General features: G+C 46.5%; 3 tRNA genes. All 3 read left to right on the forward strand.

The features are described 5' to 3' along the window. Positions 1-49: 49 nt before the first annotated feature. The 3 genes from WA325_RS21215 to WA325_RS21225 all read left to right on the forward strand — a co-directional run bounded on the left by WA325_RS21215 (position 50) and on the right by WA325_RS21225 (position 309). Positions 50-126 (forward strand) — tRNA-Arg (locus WA325_RS21215). A gap of 23 nt (positions 127-149) precedes the next feature. Further along, positions 150-226 (forward strand) — tRNA-Pro (locus WA325_RS21220). 7 nt (positions 227-233) lie between these two features. Beyond that, positions 234-309 (forward strand) — tRNA-Ala (locus tag WA325_RS21225). Positions 310-514: the final 205 nt, after the last annotated feature.

Genomic DNA, 514 nt, shown 5'->3' on the forward strand with positions numbered 1-514 from the left:
GTAGGTGACTACCGTGCCGGTTCAAGTCCGGCCCTCGGCATTATAATTTGCGCCCGTAGCTCAATTGGATAGAGCGTTTGACTACGGATCAAAAGGTTAGGGGTTCGACTCCTCTCGGGCGCGCCATATATTTTATCGATATGGGAAATCGGGAAGTAGCTCAGCTTGGTAGAGCACATGGTTTGGGACCATGGGGTCGCAGGTTCGAATCCTGTCTTCCCGACCATTTTTATGGGGCCTTAGCTCAGCTGGGAGAGCGCCTGCTTTGCACGCAGGAGGTCAGCGGTTCGATCCCGCTAGGCTCCACCAAAAAAATTTAAAAAAGTTGTTGACTTTGAGAAAGCGACGTTGTATAATAATAAAGTTGCTTTAACAAAGCGGTAAACAAAATGATCTTTGAAAACTAAACAAGACAAAACGTACCTGTTAATTCAAGTTTTATCATAAATCGCACAGCGATGTGCGTAGTCAGTCAAACTACTATCGGAGAGTTTGATCCTGGCTCAGGACGAAC

This window comes from Bacillus sp. 205(2023) (assembly GCF_037027485.1).
Lineage (GTDB): Bacteria > Bacillota > Bacilli > Bacillales > Bacillaceae > Bacillus > Bacillus halotolerans.